Origin of the sequence: Pseudomonas sp. NPDC090201 (assembly GCF_044746825.1) — a bacterium.
Classification (GTDB): domain Bacteria; phylum Pseudomonadota; class Gammaproteobacteria; order Pseudomonadales; family Pseudomonadaceae; genus Aquipseudomonas; species Aquipseudomonas putida_AD.
This window is the reverse complement of record NZ_JBIVCX010000001.1, coordinates 70,794-95,795: the sequence shown is the minus strand read 5'-3', so window position 1 is coordinate 95,795 and position 25,002 is coordinate 70,794. Positions and strand designations below refer to the sequence as shown.

Here is a 25,002-nt window from a genome sequence, read left to right as displayed (position 1 = left end):
GCCCGCCTGGGGTTTAGCGGCAGCCCTGCCCGGGAATGGACATGGTGATGATCACGTTGGTGGTGATCGAGTTCACGATCACCCCGTTCGGACCTTCGACGCGGTAGTAGGCCTCGCCGCGGCCTTCGCAGATCAGGCGCAACTGCTGGGCCGAGACGCGGAAGATGTAGCCCTGTTGCTGCTCCAGCTCATCCATGACATGGGTGAACTCAAGACTCGCGCCCGGCACCGGTGTATCGGGGTTGCCCCGGGCGTAGCCATGGAACACGATGCTCACGCGCGGGTACTTGTCGGCGTTCAGGTACGGGCGAATGAAGATCGGCGTGCCGTCAGGGCTGTTGACCGGGCTGATGGCATTGTTCTGATTGGCGTTGGTGAACACCGGGCCAGCCAGGCCACCGGGACCACCCGGCAGATCGCCCACGGAGCGCACGATCACCGGCTGCGTCGGTGAACGCGACGTGTTGGGGTTGCCGGCGTGGCTCACCGTGTAATAAACCCGGATCGCGTCGCCGGTGCCTTCGGCCGTCATCAACGCATTGGGGATGGTCAGCAGCAGGTCGCGGCCGACATCGCTGGAGCGCAGGGTGTAGGTCACAGGCGTTGCTTGCGAACCCCAGTACAGGCGGAACACATCGCTGATGGCGAACTCGTCGCACCAGCCGATCACGGCATTGGCTTCCAGCAGGAAGTCGTCCTCGTCGATGACGTTGTCCTGGTTGTCCGGGTTGTCGCTGGTGCCACGGATGATCGGCAGGGCCAGCGCCTCGTTTTCCGGGGTTTCAGGGTCCGGATCCTGAGGGCCGGGCAGGGTCAGGTTGACGTACACCGGCAAGCCCAGCGACGTACCCACCAGCCTGCCGCCGCGACGCACTTCGTAACGCAACTGCACATCGCCGTCGCCTGCCAGGGCGATATGGGCGTACGGCACGTTCAGGGTGAACACCGGGTCCGAGGTTTCATCGCCGGGTTGCAGCGGCACTTCCGGCAGGGCATTCGCACCCCAGTACAGGGTGATCCTGTCTCCAGGCTGCGGGCTCGGGTACTGCGGAATGTCCACCGCCACCTTGGCACGGGCATCGGCGTCGTCGATCACCCCATCCTCCGACTGGCGGCACAGCGGTGCCGGGTAGTCGTCGGGCACCTGCGTGAGGTACAGCTGGAAGGTCTTGGACAGGGAGTTGATCGAGACATTGCCGGCTCGGTCGGTCACGGTGTAATAAACCGGCTCTTCCACATCACCCAGGCTTTCCAGAAAAGCGCGGGTGAAGTTGAGCAGCACGTGATCCTCACCCACTTCCGTGACGGTTACCGTGTGCTCCGGACCCGCCACCGAGCCCCAGAAGGTGCGGATCTGGTCGCCCCAGGCCATGCCCAGATAGCCTGGCACGTCGGCCACCAGCACGTTGCCCATGCCGGTCAGTTCGTCGGAGGTCAGCATGCCGTCGTGGGTTTCCGGCGGAAACACCATCCCTGCCAGCAGAATGCCACCTGGTGCAGTGCGGTCGACGATTAGGGGGACTGTCGGGGAAGCTGAGTACTGCCCCCCGACATCGTTGATGGCCGCATAACCTGCGGTGTACAACCCGTCGTTGGCCAGCAGCGCCGCGGGAATTTCCAGGGTCAGAGGGTCGCCCGGCTGTTCGGTGTCGATGGGTTGTTTTGCACCGACCAACAGGCCGTTCCACATCAACTGGTATGAGTAGCCCTGAGCCGCTTCAGCCCAGGCAACGAAGTGCATGACCACCGGCTGTTGCAGATCTTCGAGGGTGAGCAAGCCGTCAACAGGGTCGGCAACCGGCACGGTGGGCTGGGGCAAGTCACGCGGCAAGTTGCGAGTGACGAGGGAACTTCTAGTTGAATGACACATGGTATTTCTCCAATTAACAGGCAGCCGGGATCCTTGTTTGAACGGGCTGCTGCAGGTTTATGAATAACCGAAGTTATCGGTTATTGAGTGGTGTAGCGATGAATCCGATCCGCGTATTAACTTGGTTTTACAAAGTTTCTCGTTGTGCGGAATTATTTTTAACTAATAGTAGTTGTGAGTGGCTGTCAATAGCTGTGTGCGGTAAATATCTATTGTTTTTTTATTTTTTTTATTGCAAGGTCAGGAGCAGCTGATTGGGGGTGAGCGCCGGTCTACATACACTTCACTGATCAATGAAGTGGCACTGCCGTAATCATTTCTGATGCGGTAACGGGTTTTCAAACGTCCGGTTGTAATCCGTTCCAGGAATATAGTCGGAATGTTTAAATGGATGCCGTTCATGAACTGTTGTTCATCTACGGTTGTTGAAAGTATCAACGCAGCGGATTCAATGGGCTGGCCTTCGATGAAGCTATCAAATCCTTGCAGGCTCAACTCGATTCGGTCGCCAATTCGCATATTTCGATAGGGCTGTATCAGTACCGTTGCGCCTTCGACGATGGCGGGAAGCCGCAAGGTGTGGGTTTCATCGGCCTCATTGAACAGCGCGCCTTGCAGCCCATTCTCGCCGCCGGGCAACTGCGCCTGGCGCACCACCCTGACCAGTTGCGTGGCGGAGTGTGAAAGGTTCGGGTTACCGGCATGGGTGACCGTGTAATGCACGGGGATGGCCCGCCCCACGCCTTCGCCGACGATCAGCCCGTTGGGCATGCAGATCACCAGGTCCGCTGCGGCCTCTATGTCGTTCTGGTCCAGGGTGCGCACCACCGGCAATGGCCAAGATCCCCAGTACAGCTGGATCCGGTCACAGGGCTGGAACCCTGTTTGCCAGGCGATGACCACAGCGGCGTCGAGCAGGTAGTCCTCTTCGTCGAGGAAGTTGGCCTGCCGATTGGGGTGGTCACTTTTGCCATGCACCTGAGGAGCCGCCAGCTGTTCATTGACCAGCGTTTCGGGCATCGGGTCCTGGGGGCCGGGCAGGGTGACGAACACGTTCACCGTTCGGCCGGGGGAGGTGGCGCGATTCTGCCCCTCGCGCCGCACCTCGTAGCGCACCTCGACGGCACCGTCACCAGCGGCCATGACCGTGGCGAACGAAACCGGAATCGAGGCCACCACCTCCAGCGCTGTTGCGGCCTCGCTCAACACCACGCCCGGCAGCGCCAGCCCGCCCCAGCTCAGCAGGATCACGTCACCGGCCTGGGCATTGCCATAGTGGGGAATCAGCACGTCCACACCGTGGCGAACTTCGTTATGCGTCAGCAATCCGTCGACCGCCTTGGGCACGAGCGGTGCCAGCAGATCATGGGGATGGTTGCGCAGTTGCAGCCGGAGGTGGGCAGGTTCCGAGACGATCGACAGGTTGCCCGCGCGGTCAGTGACGGTGTAGGTCACCGCGATATCGCCGTCGACCAGTTGCTCCAGAAAGCTGCGCTCGAAGTTGAAGGTAATGTCACTGCCACCCACTTCTTCGGCGGTGAGCACGCGCACCGGGCCCGGTTGATCGCCCCAGTAGGTGCGCACTACATCGCCCCATTTGGCGTCGAAGTAGCTGGCAAGGCGAGCGGTCAGGATATTGCCTGCGGCGGCCAGTGCTTCTTCGGTCAGAGGCAGTTGATGCGGGGCAAATAGGAGTGGAGCAAGGAGGTCGCCGCCGGGTGGGGTGCGATCGACAATGAGTGGTACAGTGATAGAAGCTGTCAAATCTCCCCCAATGTCATTGATGGCAGCGTAGCCAATCTGATAAACACCATCTTTCGCTAGGTATGAACTTGGTATTTCCAGCGTCAATGGGTCTCCAGGCTTTTCAGTCAAGATGTGGATTTTCATTCCCACAATCAAGCCGTTAACCATTAGTTGATAGGAGTGTTCTGGGACCGCTTCTATCCATGCAGGAAAATTTAGAGTGATCGGTCGAGTGAGTGTCTCAAGCGTCAGTAAACCATCGATGGGGTCTGCTTGAGGGATGGTGGGCGTGGCCAGTCCATAGTAGCGTGATCTTTCGTTCACGTTGTCGGTCGTTTCTTTTTTCATAAAATAATCCTCGTTAAATTGGTCAGGTCGCGTGGGAATGCCGAAATTTGATAACTCACTCTTTGTCTGAATGTTCTGTATGTATGTGCACCGCTTTTCATAAGCCGGTGGTACATATGTATATTCTTGCCGGGCCCAATACCAGAGGGTTTTAACGGTAGAGAAATGTCCTACGCCCCTATCGGACCGGCCATGGCTATTTGTAGGGCGGATGAAGCGTCTGTAGGAACCAGACCACTTTTTGGCGAGAGCAAGGGGGGGCGGGTGCCGGACTCTTCAGGTCGCCGTACCCTGTCCATGATTTCACCCTGCCCGCTCTTTTTAAGGGAGGGTTCTCTAGGTGAAAAACAGAAGCAGAAAACGCGGTGGCGTCGCAACGCATTGGCAACTGGCAGGAGTGCTGTGTGGAGTTTCGCTGGCGGCTCAGGGGATGGCTGACAGTAAAATCGTCGGTGCTTTGCCGGGGGCGATTGAGGTCCCTGCGAACACGGTGGTCAATATCGATCAGGCCACAGGGCTGGAGTATCACCTGATGGGCGGGCAGGCGACCCTTAACCTGCTGCCTGGGTCGAGTGTCAATAACGTGGTAACTCACCCTGGATCCACCCTTACCATACGCGGGGGTATCGTTGACCAGCAAATCGACGCTTCGAGCGTTGGAGCTGCTGTGTTTCTCAGGGGTAGCCGGCTCAATGCGGATGACGCCACGATCATAAGCCGGGTGAAGCCTGGCTTGCTTCTTCACGAAGGGATTGATGTGGGCTCTTTGGCGACGATCAAAAATAGCCTCATAGCTGGCGTAGGTGCAGGCGTCCATGTGGGCAACAGCGAATTGACGCTGGTGAATTCCGAAGTCTTCGGTATGGCTGATGGCAATGGATCCGGCGCGGGCATTGTGGCCGCAGCGGCCAAACTGGCCATCGCGGGTAGCAGTCATGTAGAAGGGGAATCGGTTGGCCTTTCCGTAGTTGGGCCAGGCAAGCTGCCTGGCGCGGGCACTGAGAGCGGGCCGAGCGTTATTGTGGTTGATGATTCCCGAGTGACCGGCGTAACTGGCCCTGCCATATCCCTTCAGGCCAACCGGACTTCCCAACCCAAAGCCACCATCACCCTGCAAAACAGCGCCGAACTGCGCTCCGGCAATGGCAACCTCGTCGAAGTCCACGACAAGGGCGAGCTTGACCTGATCGTCGACGACAGCCACCTCAAGGGCGATCTCTTCGCCGCCGAGGGCGCGCGGATGGATGTGGTGCTGCAAAACGAAGCGCGGCTTTCCGGCAATGTGCACAACCTCAACAGCCTGACCATCAACTCCGATGCCCGCTGGCGCCTGATGGACGACAACAGCGTGCCGACCTTGAAGCTTGGGGCTGGGCGGGTGAGTTTTCGCGGCGATGGCTTTAATACCCTGACCGTGGGCGAGCTGTCCGGGCGCGGGGTGTTCGACATGCGCATCAACCTGGACAACGCCACAGGTGATCTGCTCAACGTCACCGGCCAGGCCAGCGGTTTCCACCACGTCAACATCGCCAACACCGGCGCCGAGGTGGTGCCGGAAAACTTCGAGGCGTTGCGCATCATCCACACCGAAGGCGGCAACGCCGACTTCGAACTGGGTGGCGGGCGTGGCCGCGCCGACCTCGGCGTCTATTCCTACGCCCTGGAGCAGCAAGGCAACGACTGGTTCATTGTCGGTTCCGGCAAGACCATCAGCCCCTCGACCCAGAGCGCCCTGGCGTTGTTCAACGTCGGGCCTACGATCTGGAACAGCGAACTGACCACCCTGCGCAGCCGCATGGGCGAGGTGCGCGGGCGGGAGGAGGGCGGTGGCTGGATTCGCAGTTACGGCAACCGCTTCAAGGCGTCGCTGGATTCGGGCGTGGACTACCAGCAGAAGCAGCACGGGCTGTCGTTCGGTGCCGATGCGCCGGTGCCAGTGGGTGACGGGCAACTGCTGGTGGGTCTGATGGGCGGTTACAGCAAGTCCAGCCTGGACCTGAGCCGCGGTACGTCCGGCGAGGTGGACAGCTACTACCTCGGCGCTTATGGCACCTGGCTGTCTAACGATGGCTACTACCTGGACGGCGTGCTGAAGGTCAACCAGTTCCATAACAGCTCGAAAGTGGCGATGAGCGACGGCGAGAAGGCCAAGGGTGACTACAGCAACCGGGCTGTGGGTGGCTCGGTGGAATTCGGCAAGCACATCAAGCTGGCCGATGACTACTTCGTCGAGCCCTATGCGCAGTTGTCCGGCGTGTGGATCGACGGCAGCAGCTACACTCTGGACAACGGCCTGCAGGCCAGGACCAGCCAGACCCAATCGGTGCTGGGCAAGGTCGGTACTTCGGTCGGGCGGCAGTTCACGCTCAAGGACGGCGGCGTGCTGCAGCCTTACGTGCGGGTGGCGGCAGCCCATGAGTTCTCCCGCAACAATGACGTGAAGGTCAACGACCAGCGTTTCGACAACGATCTGTTTGGCTCGCGGGCCGAACTGGGCGCTGGCGTTTCGGTGTCGCTGTCCGAGCGTCTGCAGGTGCATGCCGACTTCGATTACATGAAGGGCAAGCATGTCGAGCAGCCGTGGGGCGCGAACGTCGGGTTGCGCCTGGCGTTCTGACCCCCTGATGGAGCGTTGAAGTGAGCCCCGGCGACAGCGATGTCGCCGGGGTTTTTGCTTTGCGGCTACTGGATGCGCTTGCGGCGGCGGATGGCGCGGGTGCGGTCCGGCGGGGGTGGGCCGATGTGGTGGTCGCCAACCAGCATCAGGATCAGGGTTTCGGACACGCCCACCAGTTTCGAGCGGCGCAGCACCTCATAGGAAACCTCCACCAGACCATTCTTGCTGCGACCCAGATGTGCGCCACTGAGGTAACGCGTCTCGCGGGGCCCGGTACGGCCCCTCGGTTCGCCGATGACGCTGTAGTAGGTGGTGTTGCCCCAGCGCAGCTTGAGCTGATCGCCTGCCCACAGCTTCGGTGAACGCGGGATATTGATGCGAATGCCTTCAAGCAGCGCACTGCGCGGCAGCATCTGGGATTTTGCCTCCGACACCAGGGGCGCGGCGAAGATGGGCTCGATGTTCAGCTCATCGGCACTCGGACAGTCCAGGCGTGGGACATTGGCCAGGAAGGAGGAGTAGCTGGCGATCACTTCCCGGGTGATCTGATCGATGGAGCGTACGGCTTGCAGTTCCTCGTACAGCGGGACGCAGGAGGGGTCGAGTGTCGATGGATCGAACGCCTGAGTGTCGATCGCCCTCATGTTTTCCATCCATTTATTATCGGTGTTGGCAGTGGCCGAAGGTAAACCTTTGGGCAGCAGAATGTCCTTTTCGTCTTCCATGGAAGCTCCTTTGAATAATGAGTGTGCTCAGCGTTTAAAACGTTCGGACGATACGGCTGAAGTTGTAGGAGTCGGCGTCTCGGGCGACTATGTTCAATTCGAAGAAAGCACTTGTCAATCTTGAGGGTTACAGAGGTTATACATAGCGTCGCGGGAAAATAGAGCCCTTGATTAATGGTCTTGAATGTGAAGGTTGTGGTTTTGAAGCAATTTTTGGCTGTGCATGACTATATATGTAGGGTCTGTTTGTGGGTGGTTTGTGGTAGCGTCTGACAGGCTTCTGAAAATGCTGTAGGAATAAGGGAAATAAGACGAATAAAATAAATTTTGCTAAACGATGGTTGTTTAAAATCCTGCAAGTTCTCAACGCATACGCATGGAGAACTTGCACTGGTGTATTCAAATGAATGGCAAATTATATGGTTACAATTTAAGTGTCATGGCTACCGACAGCGAGCCAACGGACTGATTGCCGGCTCGGTCTGTCACCTGGTACTCGATGAGCGCGATGTCAGCGTCGAGGGTCTTGAGGTATTCGCGTTCGAAAGCGATCTCGATCGGGCGCAGGGTCAGTTCGCCCGGTTCCACTTGATGGGTTGGGCCGAGGACCCCATTGCACAGGGTCTGGATGAGGTCGCCGGGCTCCATGCCGGCGTAGCCGGGGAGCATGCCGATGAGTTGATCCCCGAAGCTTGCGTTCGGGAAGATCATGGGCGCGAGTAGGGTCGCTCCCGGTGGAGTGAGGTCGACTTTTAGCACGATGGACGGAGAGTCCGCGCTGAGTTCGGTGTTCGGGCTCGTGATCCTGTAGCCCAGCCTATACGTGCCGTTGTCTGAGAATAGCGTGTTATCGATGTCAACCAAAATTACGTCCCCGACCTTATCGTCGGAGGTGATGGTGCGAATATCTCCCTTGGGATGTCCATTGAGCATCAATTGAAAATAATTACCAGGCTCGGCGGACCCCCATACCCTGACTCTGACTGGAATGGGAGCGCTCAGATCGGCTGTTTTCAACAGTCCATCCTCTGGGGCGGCAATATTAACTACAGGTGGGGTAAGTGGAATGACTTCCTGCAAATTTACGTTTTTCATGGCGTTCTCCATCTAGCACCCGAGAATGTCTGAGACAATCAGGTAAGTGCCTGCTTAACAGTGTCGTAGACAGACGCAAACACCTTTGTGGTGTTATTTATTTATCGCTTGTCTGAATTTCAACTAATAGTGATTCGTGGTTTCTGTCAACCCGTCGCATCGCCGTTAATCCATGAAAAACATCGCAGAAGTGCAACTTCAGAAACGTCCTACATTTTCGAACCCATAAAAAAAGCCCCGGCAGTGGGGCTGCCGGGGCTCGGGGTGTTGCTGTGCAGGCATTAGCGGTTGAAACGCTCCACCAGCGAGTACTGGCTCAGGGCGGTACCGGTCAGTTCGGCGCTCAGGTTGGCCGAGCGGCGGGCTTCGTCGGAGGTCTGGTCGGCCAGTACGGCAATGTTGCGGATGTTGCGGCTGACTTCTTCGGCGACCGAGCTTTGCTCTTCGGTGGCGGCGGCGATCTGGGTCGCCATGTCGGTGATGTTGGCCACCGCATCGCTGATGCCCACCAGCGCCTTGTCGGCTTCCAGCACCTGTTCGACGCCTTCTTCGGCCTGACGGCGACCGGTTTCCATGGTCTGCACGGCGTTGTTGGCGGTCTGCTGCAGTTTGGCGATCAGGGCGTGGATCTGGCCGGTGGATTCGGTGGTGCGTTGCGCCAGTTGGCGAACCTCGTCGGCGACCACCGCGAAGCCACGGCCCATCTCGCCGGCACGGGCGGCTTCGATGGCGGCGTTCAGGGCCAGCAGGTTGGTCTGGTCGGCAATGCCTTTGATGACATCGACCACGCCACCGATTTCGTCGCTGTCCTTGGCCAGTTGGGTGACGGTCAGGCCGGTGTCGCCTACGGAGGCCGAGAGCCGCTGAATGGCTTCGCGGGTTTCGCTGGCGATGTCACGGCCACGGCGGGTCAGTTCATTGGCCTGCTGGGTGGCGTCGGCGGTGCGTTGAACGTGGGTGGCCACTTCCTGGGTGGTGGAGGCCATCTGGTTGATGGCGGTGGCCACCTGATCGGTTTCCACGCGCTGACGCTCAAGGCCCATGGAGCTGGCCTGGGCGAGACTGTCGGACTGGCGCGCCTGGGCATTGAGGTGTTCGGCGGTGTCCTGCAGGCGGGTCAGGCAGGTTTTCAGGCGGGCTTCCTGGCTGAGGATGGACATTTCCAGACGCGCCTGCGGGCCGCGGCTGTCGGTGTACATCTGGGCGATCAGCGGGTCGGAGGTGGTCTGTTCGGCCAGACGCAGCAAGCGCTTGATGCCGCGCTGTTGCCAGCTCAGGCCCAGCAGGCCCAGCGGCACGGAGAGGGCGGCGGCCAGGGCGAAGCCCCATTGCGAGTTCAGCCACACGCCGATCAGGAAGCTCAACTGGCTGACCAGGATGAACGGCAACCAGTCCTGCAGCACCGGCAGCCATTTGTCGCGGCTGGGCACGGCGGTCTTGCCGTTGTTGAGGCGCTGATACAGGGCCTCTGCACGACGAACCTGTTCGGCGGTGGGCTTGATGCGCACCGACTCGAAGCCCACCACCTGTTTGTTTTCGAAGATCGGCGTCACGTAGGCGTTAACCCAGTAATGGTCGCCGTTCTTGCAGCGGTTCTTGACGATGCCCATCCACGGCTGGCCCTGTTTCAGGGTGCCCCACATGTGTTCGAACACGGCGGACGGCACGTCAGGGTGGCGCACGGTATTGTGCGGTGCCTTGACCAGTTCGTCGCGGGTGAAGCCGCTGATGTCGACGAAGGCGTCGTTGCAGTAGGTGATCACGCCGCGCGCATCGGTGGTCGAGATCAACCGTTGCTGCGCCGGGAAGGTCCGTTCGCGTTGGGTGATGGGCTGGTTATTGCGCATAAGCTATTCAATCCGGGAAGGCTTTGAACCCTTATCGGCGGCCTTTGCCGGAAATTAAGCGTTTTGTGAACTGCGTCATGGGACGCTTTGTCGCAGATCAACCGTCAGCGGTTGAACATCGGGTAGGTGAACAGGCCGAAATGCGCCAGGTTGAGCCCGAAATGAGTGATGACCGCCGCAGTCAGGCCGCCGAATCGATAGGCGATGCCGTAGCCGATGCCGGCCATGCCCGCCAGCAGCACCCATTCCCAGCCCGCGCCCATGTGCGCAAGGCCAAAGGCCAGCGACGCCAGCCCGATGGCCAGCGCCTGGTGGTAGGGAAGGCGATACAGCAGGCGAGCGAGGCCTTGCTGGAGGTACCCGCGAAACAGCAGCTCTTCGGTGATGGTGACCAGCAACAGGTTGTTGATCGCCCAGATCATGCCCTGCTCAGGCCATTTCGGTGCCCAGCCGACGATCCCCAGCGAGACTGCGCCTGTCAGGCAGATGACCGTGGTCACGGGCAGGGTGATGCTGGCGGTCAGCAGTGTGCGGCGAGGGCTGACGGCGAAAAATACCCAGGGGCAGGCCAATGCGATCCAGAAGCCGATCAGGGGTTTGTCCAGGTTCAGGAACATTGAAAACGGCGCCGCTTCCTGGGTGAAGCGCACGGCAGCGATGACCCGGGCATTGAAGAAACCGGGCAGCCAATGGCTGGCAAGCCCTGCGGCCAGGGCGATGAATAGACTGTGACCGAACAGGCGTATGCCCCGATGGCTGAACTGGCTAACGCAGATCCCCGCCATGATCAACAGCCCGAACGTCACCACCACAGGCAGGGTCAGTTGGCCGTAGGTCAGCGCAATGCAGTAACCCAGCGTAAGCAACGCGAGCGCGGTCCAGCGAAGCGCCGGCATGGTGTCGTCCTTGAACGTGAGATAAGGCTGCGGATTCTAGCGTTCATTAAACGGTTGTGCATGTAGGACGGGGCTGAAAGTCGCGGGGGAATGAGTGTCGTGGAAGGGTTAAACGTTTCCATGCCGATACGGAAATGCGACATCCATGTGAAGCGGTACGGCTTGCGGGCGGGGGGTGTTGAGGGCGCTGTCGCGGGCAAGCGCGCTCCTACAGGGGGGCAGGAGCGTAGCAGTCCGGCTTGCCGGCGTCGGCGGCCCTCAAATCGCCGACGCCGGCAAGCCGGACTGCTACGGGGTTGTGTCGTGCTTTCTGGCGGTGTTGACCTGCGTGGCGCCGTCGCGGATGAGCCGCCCTACGACTTGATCAACTGCCGCAGCACATAATGCAGAATCCCCCCAGCCTTGAAGTATTCCACCTCATTCAAGGTATCGATCCTGCAAAGCACCTCGACATCCTCCTGCTTGCCGCTCTCCCGGGTGATCTGCAACGTCAGGCTCATGCCCGGTTGCAGCGTGGCCCCGGTCAGGCCAGTGATGTTCAGCACCTCCTTGCCGGTCAGTTCAAGGGTCTTGCGGCTCTGGCCGTTCTTGAACTGCAGCGGCAACACGCCCATGCCCACCAGGTTCGAGCGGTGAATGCGCTCGAAACTCTCAGCGATCACCGCTTTGACGCCCAGCAGGTTGGTGCCCTTGGCTGCCCAGTCCCGGCTGGAACCGGTGCCGTATTCCTGCCCGGCAATGACCACCAGCGGCGTGCCTTCCTGCTGATAGCGCATGGCCGCATCGTAAATCGGCAGCTTTTCATCGGTGGGAACGTGCAGGGTGTAGCCACCTTCCTCGTTGCCCAGCATTTCGTTGCGAATGCGGATGTTGGCAAAGGTGCCGCGCATCATCACTTCGTGGTTGCCGCGCCGTGAGCCGTAGGAGTTGAAGTCCTTGGGTTCCACGCCCTTGCTGCGCAGGTAGCGGCCGGCGGGGCTGTCGGCCTTGATGTTGCCGGCAGGGGAGATGTGGTCAGTGGTCACCGAGTCGCCGAGCATCGCCAGCACGCGGGCCTGCTGCACATCGGCGATGACCGGCAACGGCCCGGCCACATCGTCGAAGAACGGCGGGTGCTGGATGTACGTGGAGTCGGCCTGCCAGACGTAGGTCGGGTCTTTCGACACCTCGATCGCCTGCCACTGCGCGTCACCGGCAAACACCTCCGCATATTCCTTGTGGAACATGCCGGTGCTGACCTTCATCACCGCATCGGCGATTTCCTGTTGCGTCGGCCAGATGTCGCGCAGATAGACCGGCTGCCCATCCTTGCCTTCACCCAGCGGCTCGCTGCTCAGGTCGATGCGTACGCTGCCTGCCAGTGCATAGGCGACCACCAGGGGCGGCGAGGCCAGCCAGTTGGTTTTCACCAGCGGATGCACCCGGCCCTCGAAGTTGCGGTTGCCCGACAGCACCGATGCCACGGTCAAATCCGACTGCTGGATGGCTTTTTCGATAGGGTCGCGCAACGGGCCCGAGTTACCGATGCAGGTGGTGCAGCCATAACCCACCAGATCGAACCCCAGGGTGTCGAGGTACTCGGTCAGCCCCGCGGCCTTGTAATAGTCGGTGACCACTTTGGAGCCCGGCGCCAGCGAACTCTTCACCCAGGGTTTGCGTTGCAGGCCTTTCTCGACGGCCTTTTTCGCCAACAGGCCGGCCGCCATCATCACGCTGGGGTTCGAGGTGTTGGTGCACGAGGTGATCGCGGCGATCACCACCGCGCCGTTTTTCAGGCGATAGCGATTGCCTTCGTATTCGTACTCCGCCTCGCCGACCTGCTCGGCGTTGCCCACCGCCACACCGCCACCGCCTTCACTTTCCAGACGGCCCTCTTCATGTTTGGTCGGTTTGAGCGCCAGGCCGAGAAAATCGCTGAACGCCTGGGAAACGTCGGGCAACGCCACGCGATCCTGCGGACGTTTCGGCCCGGCAAGGCTGGCGACAACCGATCCCATGTCCAGCTCCAGCGCGTCGCTGAACACCGGTTCCTGGCCCGGCAGGCGCCACAGGCCCTGGGCCTTGCAGTAAGCCTCGACCAGCTTGACGGTTTCAGCGGGGCGGCCGGACAGGCGCAGGTATTCCAGGGTCACGTCATCGACCGGGAAAAAGCCGCAGGTGGCGCCGTATTCCGGAGCCATGTTGGCGATGGTGGCACGGTCCGCCAGTGGCAGGTCGGCCAGGCCGTCGCCATAGAATTCGACGAATTTGCCCACCACGCCTTTCTTGCGCAGCATCTGGGTGACGGTCAGCACCAGGTCGGTGGCGGTGATGCCTTCCTTGAGCTTGCCGGTCAGCTTGAAGCCGATCACTTCCGGAATCAGCATCGAAACCGGCTGGCCAAGCATGGCCGCTTCCGCCTCGATACCGCCCACGCCCCAGCCCAGCACGCCCAGGCCGTTGATCATGGTGGTGTGGGAGTCGGTGCCCACCAGGGTGTCCGGGAAGGCATAGGTGCGGCCATCCTCTTCCTTGGTCCACACCGTGCGGCCCAGGTATTCGAGGTTGACCTGGTGACAGATGCCGGTACCCGGCGGCACCACGCTGAAGTTGTCGAACGCGCCCTGGCCCCAGCGCAGGAACGCATAGCGCTCGCCGTTGCGCTGCATTTCGATGTCGACGTTTTCGCTGAAGGCCTGCTGATCGCCGAACTTGTCGACCATCACCGAGTGGTCGATCACAAGGTCCACGGGGGACAGCGGGTTGATGCGCTGCGGATCGCCACCGGCCTTGGCCACGGCGGCGCGCATGGCGGCCAGGTCGACCACCGCCGGCACGCCGGTGAAGTCCTGCATCAGTACCCGGGCAGGGCGATACTGGATTTCCCGGTCCGACTTGCGCTCGGTCAGCCAGGCGGCCAGCGCCTTGAGGTCGTCGCCGCTGACGGTCTGGTTGTCTTCCCAGCGCAGCAGGTTTTCCAGCAGTACCTTGAGCGACATTGGCAGCCTGCTCAGGTCGCCCAGGGTTTTCGCAGCGTCGGGCAGGCTGAAGTAGTGGTAGGTCTTGTTATCGATGTCGAGTGTCTTGAGGCTTTTCAGGCTATCGAGGGAGGGCATGAACTATCTCCTTGACGAATCCGCACGGCCACGGACCGGTTGAATCACATGAATCGGTAAGACGTTGTGTTCGAGCCCTCTGAACGGCGGCTTTTAAATGGTCATTGAGTAGTACTGGACCTTTGGCCTGCGCCAGTGGTTCCTGATTCCGTTATCATGCGCCGGTTTCGAGTCACCGAGATGAAATCTCGGTCAGCGATGACTCATCCGCTTCTGGAGTACACCCGGTGAACACCCTTTTCATGCATTGCCGCCCCGGTTTCGAAGGCGAGGTCTGTTCCGAGATCAGCGAGCACGCTGCCCGGCTGAACGTGTCCGGCTACGCCAAGGCCAAGCCTGGCACGGCCTGCGCCGAATTCGTCTGCACCGAGCCCGATGGCGCCGAGCGGCTGATGAACGGCGTGCGTTTCATGGACCTGATCTTCCCGCGGCAGTGGGCGCGCGGGGTGTTCGTCAGCCTGCCGGAAACGGACCGCATCAGCGTGATCCAGCAGCACATGGCCGATTTCCCGGTCTGCGGCAGCCTGTGGCTGGAAGTGGTCGACACCAACGACGGCAAGGAGCTCTCGACCTTCTGCCGCAAGTTCGAGGCACCGCTGCGCAAGGCGCTGGAGAAGGCCGGCAAACTGGTGGACAACCCGAGTCTGCCGCGCCTGCTGCTGACCTTCAAGAGTGGTCGCGAGGTGTTTCTCGGCCTGGCAGATGCCAGCAACTCGGCAATGTGGCCGATGGGCATCCCGCGTCTGAAATTCCCCCGGGAAGCGCCCAGCCGCTCGACCTTGAAACTGGAAGAGGCCTGGCATCACTTCATTCCTCGCGAGCATTGGGACGAGCGTCTGTCCGGCGACATGACCGGCGTTGACCTGGGTGCCGCGCCGGGTGGCTGGACCTATCAACTGGTCAGGCGCGGCATGCTGGTGACCGCCATCGACAACGGCCCGATGGCTGAAAGCCTGATGGACACCGGCCTGGTGCAGCATCTGATGGCCGACGGTTTTACCTACAAGCCGCGCCAGACGGTGGACTGGATGGTCTGCGACATCGTCGAAAAACCTGCGCGCAACGCCGCCTTGCTCGAAACCTGGCTGGGCGAGGGGTTGTGCCGCGAGGCGGTGGTCAACCTCAAGCTGCCGATGAAACAGCGCTACGCCGAAGTGCGGCGCTTGCTAGACCGCATTGAAGAAGGCTTCAAGGCCCGGGGCGTCAAGGTGTCGATCGGTTGCAAACAGCTCTACCACGACCGCGAAGAAGTGACGTGTCACCTGCGGCGCCTGGACATGAAGCCCAGGGTGTGAGTTATCGATGATCTCGGGATCGCCCCGCAACCTGGGGGAGCCGCCTTGGTGGCGAAGGCGCCCCTGAGATCGCCCCGCCGGCAAGCCGTGCTGCTACGGGGCCGGGGTCGCCACGAATCCCGGGGGATATTGCCGAAGACCCTGTGGGAGCGGGCTTGCCCGCGAAGAGGCCGGGCCAGGCGCTAGAAATCTTGCGCCGGTACCTGCGCTTTCGCGGGCGAGCCCGCTCCCACAAAGGGCACCATCAGTGCCAAGGCTGGTGCTCTTGCACACAAAGGGCAATATAGTGCGCAGGATGCGAAGGGGATCTGTTCGATGGAAAAAGAATCACTGCCAAGGGCCTCCGTACTGCAACACGTCAGCCTCAATGTGCGGCGCTTGCGGCATGGGGCGGGGTTGAGCCAGACGGCGCTGGCGCAACGCTCCGGCGTCAGCCGGCGGATGCTGGTGGCCATCGAGGCCGGGGAGAAGAATGTCAGCCTGGCCACGCTGGACCGGGTGGCCGAGGCCCTTGATGTGGCCTTCAGCGATCTGATCCAGGCGCCGGACCTGCGCGACTCCAGCCGCATCAACGAGGTGGCGTGGGCCGGCACACAGCCAGGCAGCAAGGCCGTGCTGCTGGCCAGGGCGGCGGCGCGCCAGGGCGTGGAATTATGGGAATTCAGCCTGGCGCCGGGGGAGTCCTACGGGTCGCAGTCTGACCCCGAGGGCTGGAGCGAGCAGGTCTACGTGATCGACGGCTGCCTGACCGTCGCCTTGCCGGACCAGATCCACGAGGTCGCCACCGGTGAGTTCTTCATGTTTCCCAGCGACCGGCCCCATGCCTACCGCAACGACGGCGACACCCTGCTGCGCTTCGTCAGAAACGTGGTGTCGTAAGGGCCAAGGTGTTGATTCGGCAACAGCGGATCAACACTCTGCGCACATTTCACCCACCCAGAGCCGCTCTATCCCGGCACGGGCCGTGCCTTGCATCCTTCGTACCGCAACGGGCCTACCAACGTCCTGTTTGAATCCATCGGCGCGCTCTGCATAATCTGGGCGTGCGGGCCCATCGGGCGAAGAAAAAAGGCGAAACAACAATGACCGCAGACAACAGTCGACCGGACGCAGACATTCTCATCGTCGGCGGTGGCCTGAGTGGCACCATGCTCGCGGTGCAGCTGCTGCGCCTCGCGGGGCAACGTCGCATCACAATCGTGGAATCGCGCAGCGAACTGGGGCGGGGCGAGGCCTACAGCGCCACCGAGCTTGGGCACACCCTCAACGGCAACGCGGCGCGCATGAGCGTCGACCCGGACAACGCCGACGACCTGACCCAGTGGCTCGCCGATTTCATTGCCGCAGGCGGCTGGCCGGAATCGGACGATGAACACGTACCGGTGGCCGAGCTGTTCCCGCCCCGGGGGATTTTCGGCCTCTATGTTCAGCAACGCCTGGCAGAGGCGCAAGCGCTCGGGGCGCGGCACGGCTCCAGCGTCGAGCACGTGCGTGGCGAAGTCAGTGACCTTGAACACAGCGCCTCGGGCGTTCGCTTGACCCTGGCCGACGGCGCCGAACTGACCGGCCGCTTCGCGGTGCTGGCCACCGGCATGTTCGCCGCCGCCCGCACCCCGCAACGGGATTCCAACGCCCTCAACGCAGCCGCCGTAGACCCTTGGGATGTGCAAGCCATGTCCCGCCTCGACCCCCAGGGCCGCGTGTTGATCATCGGTTCGGGCCTGACCATGGTCGATGCCGTGGTGTCGCTGGAGCAGGCCGGGCATCGTGGGCCCATCGATGTGTTCTCCCGCCATGGTTTGCTGCCCCATGTGCGTCGGCAACCGCCGGCATGGCCGGATTTTCTTGGCGCCGATCACAGCATTCGCAGCACCCGGCAACTGGTTCGCGCACTGCGTGAACAGTGTGCCCGGGCGATTGCCCAGGGTATTGACTGGCAGGCACCGCTGGACACCGTTCGCGTGCACATCGGTCGCTTGTGGAGCCAGGCGACCGACGTCCAGCGGCGCCAGTTCGTGCGCCACGTGCGGCCCTGGTGGGAGAGCCACCACCACCGCTCGCCACCGCCCAGCGCGAGGTTGCTCGAGCGTCTGGTGCAGGAGGGGCGGCTGAACATTCATGCCGCCTCCTTGCTGGGTGTCGACAGCGCCGAGGCGGGGAAGGTGAGCATTCAGGTGCGCCGTCGTGGCGAGGAGCGGGCGAGCCAGGTCAGCGGCGATGCCTTGATCAACTCCACCGGCATCCAGTACGACTGGCGCCGCGTCGACCGCGCTCTGCCGCGCAATCTGTTGGAGCGAGGCCTGGTTCAGCCGGGTCCGCTCGCACTGGGAATCGCTGCCGATGCCGGCGGCGCGGTGCTGGATGCCCAGGGGCAGGTGTCGGACCGGCTGTTCGCCATGGGCCCGCCGTTGCGTGGATTGTGGTGGGAGAGCACGGCGGTGACCGATGTGGCCTTGCAGGCCAAGGCGTTGGCGATTCGATTGGCGGAATTCGGCTGACCGGGGAATTGTGTCGACTCCGACACAATTCCTGCGCCTTACCCTAAAGCACTATCCGAACGGGCCGAGAACCTTGCAGGACCCGCTCGATCCGTCTGGACATCGTGGGTGATTCAAAGCTATGGAGGCGTTCACCCATGTTGAGTCTGAATTTCAGGAACCCGGCCGATGCGGCCGTGCTGTTGCCGCAGACAGCGACCAAGGCTCAGCCATCGAACGATGACAGCGCCGAGCTGCCCAGTGCCGCCGAGCAGATGCGCCAGAGCGTGGAAGTGCTGCTGTCGCCCGAAGCCCAGAAGGCGGCCAGGAGCGGCGACAAGAACGCCGATATCGATGCCACGAACCTGCCGGACCGGATCAAGGATCAGTTGAAGATGATTCGCGCGCTCCAGGAACGCATTGCCAAGCGCATGCAGGACATGCAGGCCTTCATGAGTGACCGTTCACTGTCCAGGCAGGTGCGCGAGGCCAAGATGCGGCAGTTGCAGATGGAAATCATGGCCATGAACAGCTCGCTGCTGCAGGCCACCAACCAGCTCAATCAGGCCATGCAACAGATGCAGCTCTCGAACGGTGACCGGGTGCTGGCGGCCACGCTGGTGGGCCCGCAACACATTCAGTCCTGATCCAGCAGCACGGGGCCCACGCCACTCTCACCCAGGTTATCGCCCTGGTTGCGCAGCGGGCAGGCTTCCATCGACAGACAGCCGCAGCCGATGCAGCCATTGAGTTGGTCGCGCAGGGCGGTGAGGCGATTGATGCGCTCGTTCAGATCGGCTTTCCAGCAGTTCGACAGGGTGTTCCAGTCCTGCAGCGTGGGCGGATGGTCCTGGGGCAGGTTCTGGAACGCCACCTGAATGCTGGCCAGCGGAATGCCCAGGCGCTGGGCGGTCTTGATCAACGCCACGCGCCGCAGCACGTCCCGTGCGTACCGGCGCTGGTTGCCGGCATTGCGCTGGCTGCTGATCAGGCCCTTGGATTCATAGAACCGCAGCGCGGTAATGGCCACGCCGCTGCGGGCAGCCAACTGGCCGACGGTGAGTTCGCGGGGAAGGTGAATGGAATCGCTGGCGCGCATATTTATACCAAATGCTTCTTGACCTCTAGTTAAGTGGAGGTTTTACCCTTCGCAGCGTTGAATCGCAACCGGCCTGTTTGCGTCGAGGCCCGGCGCAAGAAACGTAGTTCGCAACACCCGGCTGTGGAGCATTGTGCTCAGTAACACCTGTCATCAGTGGAGAGCGTTCATGACGTCACAAGACTCAAACCTTCCGTTCAGCCAGTTCATCGAGTTCACCGTCAATCCGCCGCACCAGACCGGGCTGGTCAATGCCTTGAATGAGCATTTCGAGCGCTTCACCCGCACCTATCCAGGCTTCATCCGCGCCAGCGTGCACGTCAGCGAAGACCAGCGCCGGGTCCTCAGCCATGTGCTGTGGCAATCCAGGTCCGACTGTGAAAAGGCCTTTGCCAACGCAGAGAAAGGAGAGGGCGACCTGTGGAACCTGATTCGTGCCTACCGGACCACGGCGATGGCATTCAATGCCTACGAACAGGTGGGGGAGATTGTCGGGCCGCGCTGAACAGGCGGCCTGTGGCGGCATCGATCACACGGACAATTGCACCATTCGGTCACCCTGCAACTGCTCGCCGGGGCGACGCTTGTTCACCGCCAGCTCACCGATCCTGATCAGGCGCGCACGAATCACGTTGCGGCTCAGGCCTAGCAACTGCGCGGTATGCACCTGGTTGTAGTGGCTGAACCGATAGGCCGCCCGCAGCAGGCTGTCTTCCACCTTCTCATGCAGCGCGCCTGCCTGCTCCTCGAACAACCTCTGGAACGCTCGGCTGAGCAAGGCTTCGGTGGAGTCGTCGATGGCGACCGTAGCTTCTTCCTGACGCTCCAGGCGCAGGTTGGACAATCGCAGGTCGCTGGGCTGGATCACGCCGTTGCGGCAGATCAGCAGCGTGTGATGAATGACGTTTTCCAGCTCGCGAATATTGCCCGGCCAGCCGTAGGTGCGCAGCTTGTGCTCGGCGTCGTCGCTGATCTGGATCGGCCCGCAGCCCAGGCGCTGGCTGTAGACCTCGATGAAGTGGCGGGTCAGCGGCATGATGTCGCCAGGGCGTTCGCGCAGTGTGCTCAACACCAGGTTGACCACGTTCAGGCGATAGAACAGGTCTTCGCGAAAATGCCCGGCGTTGATCGCCTGTTCCAGTTGCACGTTGGTGGCCGCCAGTACGCGCACGTTGATCGGCGTGCTCTTGCGCGAACCCAGGCGCACCACTTCGCGCTCCTGCAACACGCGCAGCAACTTGACCTGAATCGCCATCGGCAGATCACCGATTTCGTCCAGGAACAGGGTGCCGCCGTTGGCTTCCTCGAACCAGCCGGCCTTGGCGGTGAGGGCGCCGGTGAAGGCGCCTTTCTCATGGCCGAACAACTCGGCTTCCACCAGGGATTCGGAAAACGCGCCGCAGTTCACCGCCACGAACGGCTGGTGGCGGCGGGCCGAGAGGTTGTGAATGTGACGCGCCACCAGCTCCTTGCCGGTGCCGGTCTCGCCGATGATCAGCACGCTGGCATCACTGGGCGCGACCTGTTGCACATGGGCCAGCAGCGCCCGCGACTTGGGGTCTTCGAACACCTGCGCGGTGGCGCGGATCGAGGTGGCCAGGGCCGGGGAGGGCGGTAGGGTCAGTAGCTGCATGTTGATTCCTTTTCAGCAGACGCCTGCACTGTAGGAGCGCGCTTGCCCGCGACTGCGATCTGTCTGCACCTACATGTGCAACTGACACACCGCCGTCGCGGGCAAGCGCGCTCCTACAGGCGAGGGGCTTTCTTGATGCTCGTTATTTCTGCGGCGGCAGGTCGTTGGCGATCATCTCGCCGAAGGGCCCGGTCAGGTTGGTGATGCCGCGTCCGGCCAGGCTGCGGTACGGTTCTGGCAGCAGCGGGAAGACCAGCTCGGCGAAGCGGTAGGCCTCTTCCAGGTGCGGGTAGCCGGAGAAGATGAAGCTCTCGATGCCCAGGTCCGCGTATTCCTTGATCCGTGCGGCGACTTCCTCGGGATTGCCCACCAGCGCCGTGCCCGCGCCGCCACGAACCAGGCCGACGCCGGCCCACAGGTTCGGTGCGATTTCCAGGTTGTCGCGACGCCCGTCATGCAGCGCGGCCATGCGGCGCTGACCTTCGGAATCGAAGCGCGAGAAGGATTTCTGCGCAGCGGCGATGGTTTCGTCGCTGATGTGTTCGATCAGGGTGTTGGCGGCTTTCCACGCCTCCTCGCTGGTCTGGCGCACGATCACGTGCAGGCGGATACCGAATTTCACGGTGCGGCCATTGCGGGCGGCGCGCTCGCGGATGTCGGCCAGTTTCTCGGCCACTGCCGCTGGCGGCTCGCCCCAGGTCAGGTACACGTCCACCTGTTCGGCGGCCAGTTCATGGGCCGCCTCGGACGATCCGCCGAAATACAGCGGCGGGTAGGGCTTCTGGATCGGCGGGTACAGGGCCTTGGCGTTCTGCACTTTCAAATGCTTGCCTTCGAAATCCACCGCTTCGCCTTGCAGCACCCGGCGCCAGATCTTGAGGAATTCGTCGGTGACTTCATAACGCTCGCTGTGATCGAGGAAGCTGCCGTCGCCACGGTTCTCGTCAGGGTCGCCACCGGTCACCACGTTGATCAGCAAGCGCCCGCCGGACAGCCGGTCCAGGGTCGCGGCCATGCGCGCGGAAACGGTCGGCGAGATGATGCCCGGACGGATCGCCACCAGATACCGCAGGCGCTCGGTCAGCGGCACCAGCGCCGAGGCGATCACCCAGGAGTCTTCGCAGGAGCGGCCGGTGGGAATCAGCACACCGTGGTAGCCCAGGTCGTCAGCGGCCTGCGCCACTTGCTTCAGGTAATTGAGCGTAACCGGGCGCGCGCCCTTGGTGGTGCCCAGGTAGTGGCCATCGCCGTGGGTCGGTAGAAACCAGAAAACATCCATGAGAAGTCCTTCGAGCAGAATCAGTGGCTTTTGGAATAAGTGGGGCTATTTATAGAGGCTGCGATTTATTCCGTAAAAGAACTGAATTCCATATTTTTAGAACTATTGGAGATATGCCTTGCGTTACATCTCGAAACGTACGGCCCACGAGGAGTGGTATTGTTGGACGCGATCCAGATTGTAGGAGCGCGCTTGCCCGCGATTGCGATCGGCCTGTGATGTTGTTCGCCTGACACGACGCCGTCGTCCGATTGCGGCCCAGACCAAGCGCGCTCCTACAGGGGTTGTTTTCAGATCCTGACAAAAAGAACCCGCATGACCACAAAAAAAGAAGCAGCACCCCTGCCCGAAGACCTGCGGGTATTCCTCACCGTGATTCGCAAGTCCGGGTTCGCCGCCGCCGCCGAAGAACTCGGCCTGTCACCGGCCTATGTCAGCAAGCGCATCCAGATTCTGGAGACGACCCTGGCCACGCGCCTGCTGCATCGCACCAGCCGCAAGATCGCCCTCACTGAAGACGGCGAGCGGGTGCAGCGCTGGGCGGTGCGGATCCTTGAAGATTTCCAGTTGCTGCATGACGAACTGTCCGAGGCCCATCAGGCGCCACGGGGCAAACTGCACCTGTGCAGCTCCCTGGGCTTTGGCCGCAACCACGTCGCCCCGGCGATCTCGAAGCTGGCCCGGGCCTACCCGGACCTGGAGGTGCGCCTGGACCTGTTCGACCGCGTGGTGGACATCGTCAGCGAAGGCTTCGACCTGGAAATCCGCGTCGGCGACGACATCCCCGGCCAGCACATCGGCCGGCAGCTGGCGAGCAACCACCGCGTGCTGTGCGCAGCCCCCGACTACCTGGCCCGACGTGGCACACCCACGCAACTGGCCGATCTCGAACAGCACGATTGCCTGGTTATCAAGGAGCGCGACAACGCCTTTGGCATCTGGCATGTGGAGCGCGACGGGGTGCCGGAGACGGTGCGGGTCAGCGGGCCGCTGTCATCCAACAGCGGCGAGATCGTCCTGCAATGGGCGCTGGACGGGCGCGGGGTGCTGCACCGTTCGCTGTGGGATGTGAAGCCCTTTCTGGAGCAGGGCAGGCTGGTGCAGGTACTTCCCGAATACACCGAAACCGCCAACGTCTGGGCGGTGTACCCGACGCGGCTGGCCAGTTCCGGAAAGCTGCGGGTGTGTGTGGAGTTTTTGCAGGCGCATTTTCAGGGGTTGTCGATCTGACACCCCGTTCCCGTAGCAGCACGGCTTGCCGGTAGGAGCGATGCAGCAGGCAAAAAAACAGGCGCCTGAGCGCCTGTGAAGGAGAGCACGGAAGCTCTGCAAATCAGAAAATCTGGGTGAACAGCCAGTACAGCCCGCCCGACAGCAGGATCGCCGCAGGCAGGGTCAGGACCCAGGCCATGGCCAAGTTGCGCAGGGTGCGCATCTGCAGGCCCGAACCGTTGGCGGTCATGCTGCCAGCCACGCCCGAAGACAACACGTGGGTCGTCGACACCGGCAGGCCGTACATGTCGGCCGCACCGATGGTCAGCATCGCGACCACTTCGGCAGAGGCGCCCTGGGCGTAGGTCATGTGGGTCTTGCCGATCTTCTCACCGACGGTGACTACGATGCGCTTCCAGCCGACCATGGTGCCCAGGCCAAGCGCGATGGCGACAGCGATCTTGACCCACAGCGGGATGAAGCGGGTGGCGCTGTCGATCTGCTGCTTGAACAGCTGCACCTTGCCTTGGGTGTCGGCGTCGAAGTTGCCGACCTTGTTCTTGTCCATGATGCGAATGGCTTCGGACGTCAGGTACATGTCGTTACGCACGTTGGCCGTGGCCTCGGCAGGCACTTTGGCCAGCGAGCCGTAGCTTGCGACCTGGTCGCCGATCTTGCCGGCCATCACCGCCAGCGCAGGCACCAGCTCGGGAGTGGCCTGTTTGTCGCGGATGTACTCGGACAGCGTCTTGCGCGAGTCGGCCGGGGCTGGCAACGGCGCAGCCTTGGTCAGCGCCTGCTGGGTGACTTGCGCCACGGCGGCGAACTGCACCGACTGGTCGGCCGGCATGGTGCGGTTCAGCGCGTAGGCCATCGGCAGGGTGCCGACCAGGATCAGCATGATCAGGCCCATGCCTTTCTGGCCATCGTTGGAGCCGTGGGCGAAGGACACGCCGGTGCAGGTCACGATCAGCAGGCCGCGAATCCACAGCGGCGGCGGGGTGTTGCCTTCCGGCGCCTTGTACAGCGCGCGATTCTTCACGAAGGCGCGCAGGGCCAGAAGCAGCAGCGCGGCGCAGGTGAAGCCCACCAGTGGCGAGAGCAGCAGCGAGTAGCCGATCTTGGTCGCCTGGGTCCAGTCCACGCCGCTGGTGCCGTCACGGCCGTGCATCAGCGCGTTGGCCACGCCCACGCCGATGATCGAACCGATCAGGGTGTGCGACGACGATGCTGGCAGGCCCAGCCACCAGGTGCCCAGGTTCCACAGGATGGCGGCGATCAACAGGGCGAAGATCATCGCGTAGCCGGCCGACGAGCCGACCTGCAGGATCAGTTCCACCGGCAACAGCGCGATGATGCCGAACGCCACGGCGCCGCTGGAAAATAGCACGCCCAGGAAGTTGAACGCACCGGACCACACCACCGCGAAGTTCGGCGGCAGGGAGTGGGTGTAGATGACCGTTGCCACCGCGTTGGCGGTGTCATGGAAGCCGTTGACGAACTCGAAGCCCAGGGCGATCAGCAGCGCGACGCCCAGCAGCAGGAACGGCACCCAGGTGGTGACGACCGTGCCCAGCTCATCCATGTCCGATTTCAGGCTGTAGGCCGTGTAGAGCAGGCCCAGGCCGAGGACGGCGAAGAAGATCACCATCGTCAGGATGCCGGGCTTGCGGCCGAATTGGGAGCTAAGGCTCGGTGAGCCTTGAGCCATAGAGGGGGTCGCCATGATTCACAATCCTGTTGAGATGGGATGGTGAATATCTTCATT

General features: G+C 61.9%; 19 protein-coding genes. 7 read left to right on the top strand and 12 right to left on the bottom strand.

Translation table 11 applies throughout. The annotated features are described in order from the left end of the window. Positions 1 to 13 precede the first annotated feature (13 nt). From ACIPOO_RS00380 to ACIPOO_RS00370, 3 genes are all read right to left on the bottom strand, one after another. Positions 14 to 1,870, bottom strand: a complete 1,857-nt coding sequence (locus ACIPOO_RS00380) for a hypothetical protein (RefSeq protein ID WP_400603597.1) — start codon at positions 1,868 to 1,870, stop codon at positions 14 to 16. A gap of 240 nt (positions 1,871 to 2,110) precedes the next feature. Then, complete coding sequence (locus tag ACIPOO_RS00375; RefSeq protein ID WP_400603595.1) at positions 2,111 to 3,964, bottom strand: hypothetical protein; 1,854 nt, start codon at positions 3,962 to 3,964, stop codon at positions 2,111 to 2,113. A gap of 196 nt (positions 3,965 to 4,160) precedes the next feature. Further along, positions 4,161 to 4,901 (bottom strand): hypothetical protein, encoded by a 741-nt coding sequence (locus ACIPOO_RS00370; RefSeq protein ID WP_400603593.1) that lies wholly within the window; start codon positions 4,899 to 4,901, stop codon positions 4,161 to 4,163. Between the two features lie 102 nt (positions 4,902 to 5,003). Between ACIPOO_RS00370 and ACIPOO_RS00365 the strand changes: the two genes are divergently transcribed. After that, a complete protein-coding gene (locus ACIPOO_RS00365) occupies positions 5,004 to 6,581 on the top strand; it encodes an autotransporter outer membrane beta-barrel domain-containing protein (protein ID WP_400603591.1) in 1,578 nt (525 codons plus the stop codon). Between the two features lie 65 nt (positions 6,582 to 6,646). On the opposite strand, the gene ACIPOO_RS00360 is transcribed toward ACIPOO_RS00365, so the two are convergent. The 5 genes from ACIPOO_RS00360 to acnA all read right to left on the bottom strand — a co-directional run bounded on the left by ACIPOO_RS00360 (position 6,647) and on the right by acnA (position 14,239). Then, the gene (locus tag ACIPOO_RS00360) at positions 6,647 to 7,306 is read right to left on the bottom strand and encodes a hypothetical protein (protein WP_274131947.1); all 660 of its coding nucleotides are present in this window, start codon (positions 7,304 to 7,306) and stop codon (positions 6,647 to 6,649) included. A 423-nt stretch (positions 7,307 to 7,729) separates the two neighbouring features. Continuing rightward, the gene (locus ACIPOO_RS00355; RefSeq protein WP_400603589.1) at positions 7,730 to 8,401 is read right to left on the bottom strand and encodes a hypothetical protein; all 672 of its coding nucleotides are present in this window, start codon (positions 8,399 to 8,401) and stop codon (positions 7,730 to 7,732) included. A gap of 281 nt (positions 8,402 to 8,682) precedes the next feature. Then, positions 8,683 to 10,248, bottom strand: coding sequence for a PAS domain-containing methyl-accepting chemotaxis protein (locus ACIPOO_RS00350; protein ID WP_274131949.1), 1,566 nt, complete (start codon positions 10,246 to 10,248; stop codon positions 8,683 to 8,685). 104 nt (positions 10,249 to 10,352) lie between these two features. After that, positions 10,353 to 11,144 (bottom strand): lysostaphin resistance A-like protein, encoded by a 792-nt coding sequence (locus ACIPOO_RS00345; protein ID WP_400603587.1) that lies wholly within the window; start codon positions 11,142 to 11,144, stop codon positions 10,353 to 10,355. 353 nt (positions 11,145 to 11,497) lie between these two features. After that, the gene (acnA, locus tag ACIPOO_RS00340) at positions 11,498 to 14,239 is read right to left on the bottom strand and encodes an aconitate hydratase AcnA (protein WP_400603584.1); all 2,742 of its coding nucleotides are present in this window, start codon (positions 14,237 to 14,239) and stop codon (positions 11,498 to 11,500) included. A gap of 227 nt (positions 14,240 to 14,466) precedes the next feature. Here acnA and rlmM point away from each other — a divergent pair, with 227 nt between their 5' ends. From rlmM to ACIPOO_RS00320, 4 genes are all read left to right on the top strand, one after another. Then, the gene (gene rlmM / locus ACIPOO_RS00335) at positions 14,467 to 15,534 is read left to right on the top strand and encodes a 23S rRNA (cytidine(2498)-2'-O)-methyltransferase RlmM (protein WP_400603582.1); all 1,068 of its coding nucleotides are present in this window, start codon (positions 14,467 to 14,469) and stop codon (positions 15,532 to 15,534) included. A 315-nt stretch (positions 15,535 to 15,849) separates the two neighbouring features. Then, positions 15,850 to 16,413 carry a helix-turn-helix domain-containing protein gene (locus ACIPOO_RS00330; RefSeq protein WP_400603580.1) on the top strand — a complete coding sequence of 188 codons (564 nt, stop codon included), beginning with the start codon at positions 15,850 to 15,852 and terminating at the stop codon, positions 16,411 to 16,413. A 203-nt stretch (positions 16,414 to 16,616) separates the two neighbouring features. After that, complete coding sequence (locus tag ACIPOO_RS00325; protein WP_400603578.1) at positions 16,617 to 18,032, top strand: FAD/NAD(P)-binding protein; 1,416 nt, start codon at positions 16,617 to 16,619, stop codon at positions 18,030 to 18,032. A gap of 137 nt (positions 18,033 to 18,169) precedes the next feature. Next, positions 18,170 to 18,658, top strand: coding sequence for a hypothetical protein (locus ACIPOO_RS00320; RefSeq protein WP_400603576.1), 489 nt, complete (start codon positions 18,170 to 18,172; stop codon positions 18,656 to 18,658). On the opposite strand, the gene soxR is transcribed toward ACIPOO_RS00320, so the two are convergent. Next, positions 18,649 to 19,110 (bottom strand): redox-sensitive transcriptional activator SoxR, encoded by a 462-nt coding sequence (gene soxR / locus ACIPOO_RS00315; RefSeq protein ID WP_274131957.1) that lies wholly within the window; start codon positions 19,108 to 19,110, stop codon positions 18,649 to 18,651. The genes ACIPOO_RS00320 and soxR overlap by 10 nt on opposite strands. A 169-nt stretch (positions 19,111 to 19,279) precedes the next feature. Between soxR and ACIPOO_RS00310 the strand changes: the two genes are divergently transcribed. Beyond that, positions 19,280 to 19,615 (top strand): antibiotic biosynthesis monooxygenase, encoded by a 336-nt coding sequence (locus ACIPOO_RS00310; RefSeq protein ID WP_274131958.1) that lies wholly within the window; start codon positions 19,280 to 19,282, stop codon positions 19,613 to 19,615. A gap of 24 nt (positions 19,616 to 19,639) precedes the next feature. On the opposite strand, the gene ACIPOO_RS00305 is transcribed toward ACIPOO_RS00310, so the two are convergent. Beyond that, positions 19,640 to 20,743: a sigma-54 interaction domain-containing protein gene (locus tag ACIPOO_RS00305; RefSeq protein ID WP_400603573.1), complete on the bottom strand. Its 1,104-nt coding sequence runs from the start codon at positions 20,741 to 20,743 to the stop codon at positions 19,640 to 19,642. 142 nt (positions 20,744 to 20,885) lie between these two features. Further along, on the bottom strand, positions 20,886 to 22,022 hold the full coding sequence (ssuD, locus tag ACIPOO_RS00300) for an FMNH2-dependent alkanesulfonate monooxygenase (protein WP_274131959.1): 1,137 nt from the start codon (positions 22,020 to 22,022) through the stop codon (positions 20,886 to 20,888). Positions 22,023 to 22,337: 315 nt separating this feature from the next. On the opposite strand from ssuD, the gene ACIPOO_RS00295 reads away from it, so the two are divergent. Continuing rightward, positions 22,338 to 23,252 carry a LysR substrate-binding domain-containing protein gene (locus ACIPOO_RS00295; RefSeq protein WP_274131960.1) on the top strand — a complete coding sequence of 305 codons (915 nt, stop codon included), beginning with the start codon at positions 22,338 to 22,340 and terminating at the stop codon, positions 23,250 to 23,252. A gap of 103 nt (positions 23,253 to 23,355) precedes the next feature. On the opposite strand, the gene ACIPOO_RS00290 is transcribed toward ACIPOO_RS00295, so the two are convergent. Next, complete coding sequence (locus tag ACIPOO_RS00290; protein WP_274131961.1) at positions 23,356 to 24,960, bottom strand: inorganic phosphate transporter; 1,605 nt, start codon at positions 24,958 to 24,960, stop codon at positions 23,356 to 23,358. Positions 24,961 to 25,002: the final 42 nt, after the last annotated feature.